Genomic DNA, 5804 nt, shown 5'->3' on the forward strand with positions numbered 1-5804 from the left:
TCCGGTCCCGCGCCGCCGTCCGGTACCGCGCCGCCCGGCATCGGGAGGGCGAGGCCGACGAGCCGGGCGAGTTCGGCGAGCACGGCGGGCCAGGGCCGGGGGACACCCGCGGTATCGCGCATCCGTACCAGCAGCCGGCCGTCGGGGAACGCGTCGGCGAGCCGGTGCGCGACATGCACCGCCGTCTCGGTCTTTCCCATGCCGACCGGACCGGTGAGGACCGCGACCCGCCGTTCCGCCTGGCCGTCCTCGCCCAGCAGCGTCATCAGTTCGCGCACCTGGTCGCGGCGGCCGGTGAAGTCCGCGGGATCCCGAGGCAGAAGAGAGCGCACGCTCCTGCGCGCGGCTCCGGTGACGGACGGCACGCCCGGTCCTGGCGGAGCGCCGGTGCCGTCCTGACCGCCGTCGAGCATCGACCGGTACAGCGCCTGGAGCGAGGGACTCGGCTGAAGTCCCAGTTCGGAGGCGAGAAGCTGGCGCAGTCCCTCGTACGCGGCGAACGCCTCGGTCTGTCGACCCAGTCGGCACAGCACATTCATCTGGACCGCCCGCAGCCGCTCCCGCAGCGGATGCTGCTCCACGAGATCGGCGACGGTCTCGGCGATACGCGGCGCGTTGCCGAGGCTCAGCTCGGCCTCGGCCCAGTCCTCGTACAACTGGAGATAACGGCTGTTCAGCCGCTCGGTCTCGTCCAGGATCGCCCGGGAACAGAGGAGTTCGGGCAGGGCCGGACCGCGCCAGAGGTCGAGTGCCTCCCGCAGCAGCCGGGCGGCCGGGACCGAGGCGCCCTGGCGCAGCGCGTCCCGGCCCGACCGTACGAGGCGGTGGAAGCGCAGCGAGTCCAGCTCGTCCTCGCCCACGCGCAGCACATAGCCGCCGGCCTGGTGTTCCAGCCGGTCCCGGGCCCCGGCGTCGTCCAGCAGTCTGCGCAGGGCCGAGACATACACCTGGAGGTTCTTACGGGCCGTACGAGGCGGCATATCGGCCCACAGCGCGTCCGTGAGCGTGTCGACGGAGACCGGCTTGTTCGGCCGGCACAGCAGCATCGCCAGAAGCAGACGCTGTTTCAACGGGCCGAGAGGGAGGGCCCGTTGGCCCAGCTGGACCGAGAGCGGGCCGAGGACGGAGAACCGTATGCCGCCGGTCCGCGGTTCGGCGATGCCGTTCATCACGTTCGTACCTCCTGGGGTCGAGGCGGCGTGTCGGCGACCGGCGGCGCGGGAGCACAGGGCGACCACGCCCGCCCGGCGGACGTAAGCTGAGATGAATAAGCGCGGATACATCATTAATCTCCGCTAGGACGGACGCAAGAGGCACCTGGCGGCGGCCGGTTCACCACGGGCCGTCCGGCCCGTACCACCTCTCTGGTATGCGGGGATACCGGACACATACCGCTCTTTGGGCATCTGTGAATCGGCCTGTTCTAGCTTCTGGTGCTGCCGGCGCACCCCCGTCGCCGGACACGGTTCGCTATCCGAGGAGAAGCCATGGCCGAGAACACCGAGCCCACGAACGAGTCGACCGAGCCGGCCGAGGCCGAGGTCGAGGCGCACGCCGAGTCGCCGCTGGAGCTCCAGGAGCTGGACGGCGCCGTCCCCGGCAAGGACCTGGACCAGCCGGGCACCAGCAACATCAGCGTTGCCCTCTGCTGATCCGCTCCATGTGACCGAGGGTGTGTCCGGCCGCTGTCACCGCGCGGCCGGACACACCCTCGATCGCGGTCCCACCCGAAGTCCCGTCCGAGAGAGGTTCACCGACGTGCCCGTCGCCTTCGCCGTAGCGGACCGAGAGTTCTACGCACCGCTGGAGAACAGCCGGGACCGGGGCGAGGTCTTCCGGCCTTCGAGCCCGGCCGAGGGCTGGCGTGACCTCGACTTCGGGGTCTGGACCACCTGGTACAGGGAGGACCGCAAGCCGGGCGTCGAGGACGGCTGGAAGGTCCACGTCTCGGCGCGGCCCGACCGGCTCGCACAGGTGCTCGACACCGTCGCCGGGATCTGCTTCGAGCAGGAGGTGACGTTCAAGCATCTGTCCTGCCGGCTGTTCTATCTGTGGGCCCATCACAAGCAGGCGGCCCGGCAGGCGAACGGCAAGTTCATCGCCGCCTACCCCAGGAGCGCCGAGGCCGCCCGAGCGCTGATGGAGCGACTGCGTGAGGCCCTCGCGGAGGAGGAAGGGCCGCACATTCTCACCGACCGCCGCTACAAGGACTCCCGTACGGTCCACTACCGCTACGGAGCGTTCACGCGCCGCAGCCGTGTCCGGCCCGACGGCACGGACCTGCTGCTGGTCCGCGACGGGAACGGCCGGGAGACGGAGGACCGGCGCGGCATGTCCTTCGTCCTGCCCGAGGGCGTCTCGGACCCGTTCGCCGAGCGTACGGCCGGCGCCCGACGCGCCGTCCGGTCCGGATCCGGAGGCGCCGGCAAGCAACTCTCCTTCCAGGGATACGTCTTTGAGGAAGCAGTGCAGTTCAGCAACGGCGGCGGTGTCTACAGAGGGCGCGAAGAGGCCACCGGACGCCCGGTGTTCATCAAGGAGGCGCGGGCGCACTCCGGTGTCGCACCGAACGGCGCCACCGCGCCGGACTATCTGCGCGCGGAGTGGCGGGTCCTTCAGGAGCTGCGGACCACCGCGCCGGGACTGGCGCCCGAACCGGTCGCCTACTTCCGCCAGGGCGAGCACGAGTTCCTGGCCACCGAGCCGATCGAGGGCAAGGGACTTCAGCCGTGGATGGCGGACAACCACCCGATGCTGGGCGGGGAGTTGACCTCGGAGGCGTTCGCCGCGTACTACGCGCGGTCCGAGCGGATCCTCGCCGGGATCGAACAGGCCCTGGAGCGGCTGCACGCGGCGGGTTATCTCTTCGTGGACGTCAGCCCCGGCAATGTCCTGGTGACCGAGGGCGACGGTGTGAGGCTGGTCGACTTCGAGGCGGTACACCGCCCGGGCACCCCGTTCACGCCGATCGGCACCCTCGGCTACGCCCCGCCGGCCGCGCTTCTTGCCGACGCGGACGGCGATCCGTCCCTCTACGACGACTACGGCGTCTCGGCGCTGGCCCAGTTGCTCGTCGGCCCGTACCACCATTCCATCCGGCACAACCCCGACGTACTGGCTCATCTGCGCCATGAGCTGACCGCGTACGCGCCGGTCTCCGAGGTCCTGTGGAACCGCGCCACCAAGTACCACCGGCCGGGCGGACCGGCCACCGGGACGGGAGTATCCGCTTTTCCGGAGCGTCTGTCCACGTCCGGGCGGCTGCCCTCGCCGGAGTCGGTGGCGGCGGAACCGCTGCGCCATCTCGCGGAGTTGCGGGACCGGACCGCGGACGCGCTGCTCGCGATGGCCGATCTCGGCCATCCCGACCGGGTGTTCCCGACGATCCCGGACGGCTACCGCACCAACACCCTGTGCGTGGCCTACGGCACGGCAGGTGTCGTACACGCCCTGGGCCGGGTCGGCCGGGCCCTGCCGGACGGGCTGCTGGAACGGCTGCGTCGCGACGCCCTGGCCGCCAGGAACGACCTGGCGCCGGGCCTGTACGTCGGTCTCGCCGGCATCGCCCGGACACTCGCCGACCGCGGTCTGCTGGACGAGGCCCGCGAACTGCTCACGGTGGCCGACCGCCATCCGCTCACCACCGGCGCCGCGTCGGCGACGCTGTACGGCGGCTCCGCCGGGCTCGCCCTGGCCCATCTCGCCCTGTACGGCCCTACCGGCGACGAGCACCACATCGACCGGGCCCAGGCGCTCGCAGCGGCCCTGCCTCCCGACGAGGAACTCACTCCTCTGCTCGGTCCCGACGACGCCACCGGTCTGATGCACGGCCGCTGCGGAGTGGCCCTGATGCTGTGTCAACTGGCCGGTGTCACCGGCGAGCGGGACCATCTCCGGCGCGGAATACGGCTGTTGCACGCCGAACTCGACCGGGACTCCGCTCCCGGAGCGCCCGGGATGTACTTCCCGGTCTCCGCGGCGGACGGCCGCAGCCTGCCCTATCTCTACTGCGGCTCGGCCGGGACGGCGTACACGGTCGCCCGCTATCTGCGCGTCGTCGACGACCGGCGGCTGGCCGAGGCACTGCCCAGGCTGCTGACCGCCCTGCGCTCCGGAGCTCCCGCGATGTCCGGGCTCCAGCAGGGACTCGCCGGTCTCGGCTTCGCGCTCGCCGACCACGCCGAGCTCACCGGGGACGGGACGAGCCGCCAGGAGGCGATCCGGATCGCGCGCGGCCTCTACAAGTTCGCCGTCCCGCACGCCACCGGTGTGCGTTTCCTGGGCGACCGGCTGCTGCGGTTCAGCGCCGACTTGTGGAGCGGCTCCGCCGGAGTCCTGCTCTTCCTGTCGCAGCTGCTCGATCCACGCCCGGGCGCCCTGCTCACGGAGAGCCCGCTTCCGGCCGCCGTGCCCACCGCCGTATCCGCCCTGACCACCCGGTGAGGCACCGCATGGATGAACCGGAGCACACTCCACGCCGCCGTGACCTCACTCTGTACTGGTGGGGCCAGACCGCCTCCGCCTTCGGTTCGGTGTTCACCGCGATCGCCCTGCCCATCGTGGCGGTGGTCCATCTCGGTGCCTCGGCCATGGAAGTCGGTCTGCTGAGCGCCGCCGCCACTCTGCCAGTGCTGCTCTTCGGGCTGCCCGCGGGCGCGCTCGCCGACCGGATCACCCGGCCACGGCGGGCCCTGCTGGCGCTGGACTGCGTGTCCGCCGCGACGGTCGCGGCGGTCGCACTCGGGCTGGCCCAGGACATCGTCACGGTGGTCTGGCTGGCCTGCCTCAGCGCCGCCCTGGGCGCCATGTCCACGCTCACGACCGCCGTCTACTTCCTGCATCTCAAGCAGTTGACGGGAGCGGACGGAATCGGTCCCGCACGGGCCAAGCTCCAGGCCGGCCAGTACGGCGCCTCGCTCATCGGGCGGCTGCTGTCGGGCCCGGCCGTCGCCGTGCTCGGCGGCGCGTCGGCCCTGGCGCTCGACGCCGTGAGCTATCTGCTGAGCGCCGTGGCCCTGCTGAGCATGCGTCAGCCCGACCGGATGCCGCCCAGAGCCGGACAGCCGCTGGCGGCCACGCTCCGTGGAGCGGCGGACGGATTGCGGTTCTTCACCAAAGATCCCTTCCACCGGGCGCTCGCGGTCTTCGTCGTCGTACCGACCTGTACGGCGGCGGCGCTCACCGCGCTCACCGGTCCCTTTCTGCTGCGTACCCTGGAACTGCCCACGGAGGCGTTCGGAGCCGTCTTCGCGCTCTCCGGCGTCATGGGCCTCGGCGGATCGGCCGTGGCCTCACGGCTGCTGCGGCCGGGCAGCGACGCGCGCCGGGTGGCGCTGCTCACCTTCACCCTGGCCGCCGCGTGCACGCTGCTGCTGCCTCTCTCCGCCGGACCGCTCGCGCTCGCCGCGCCGAGCGCCGCTCTGGGCATCGGGCTTCCGGTGTTCTTCGGGGCCATCGCCAATGTGGCCGTGACCTCCGTGCTCGTCGCCGATGTACCGGAAGCCGTACTGGGCCGGTCCATGGCGGCACTTCAGGTGTGCACGGCAGCGGCCGGGATATTCGGCGCGCTCCTGGGCGGCGCGCTCGGCAGCCGGTGGGGGATCCGCGAGGCGCTGTGGGCCATGGCCCTGGCCGGGCTGGCCGGTGTGCTGACGACCTTGCCACGGGCGCTGCGCACCGCCCGCCGGCTGCGCGAGGCCGCCGAACGGGAAGCGGTGGCCGTACGGGACGCGCCTCTGGACGCGGAGCGGCCGACGTAACGGCCGACGGGGGAGGAACAGTGGGGGAGGAGCCGCAGGCGGGGG

The 5804-nt window shown here is 71.9% G+C and carries 4 protein-coding genes; 3 read left to right on the forward strand and 1 reads right to left on the reverse strand.

The features are described 5' to 3' along the window. A partial coding sequence (locus tag GA0115259_RS29415) for a BTAD domain-containing putative transcriptional regulator (protein WP_176732692.1) occupies window positions 1–1169 on the reverse strand: 1169 nt, incomplete at its 3' end. A 318-nt stretch (window positions 1170–1487) separates the two neighbouring features. On the opposite strand from GA0115259_RS29415, the gene GA0115259_RS40675 reads away from it, so the two are divergent. The 3 genes from GA0115259_RS40675 to GA0115259_RS29425 all read left to right on the forward strand — a co-directional run bounded on the left by GA0115259_RS40675 (window position 1488) and on the right by GA0115259_RS29425 (window position 5759). Continuing rightward, complete coding sequence (locus GA0115259_RS40675) at window positions 1488–1652, forward strand: hypothetical protein (RefSeq protein ID WP_161230492.1); 165 nt, start codon at window positions 1488–1490, stop codon at window positions 1650–1652. Window positions 1653–1758: 106 nt separating this feature from the next. Next, window positions 1759–4443, forward strand: coding sequence for a class III lanthionine synthetase LanKC (gene lanKC, locus GA0115259_RS29420; RefSeq protein WP_141716737.1), 2685 nt, complete (start codon window positions 1759–1761; stop codon window positions 4441–4443). An 8-nt stretch (window positions 4444–4451) separates the two neighbouring features. Then, entirely contained in the window at window positions 4452–5759 is a 1308-nt protein-coding gene (locus GA0115259_RS29425) for an MFS transporter (RefSeq protein WP_093602652.1), read from the forward strand. Window positions 5760–5804: the final 45 nt, after the last annotated feature.

It is taken from the genome of Streptomyces sp. MnatMP-M17 (genome assembly GCF_900091995.1).
Lineage (GTDB): Bacteria > Actinomycetota > Actinomycetes > Streptomycetales > Streptomycetaceae > Streptomyces.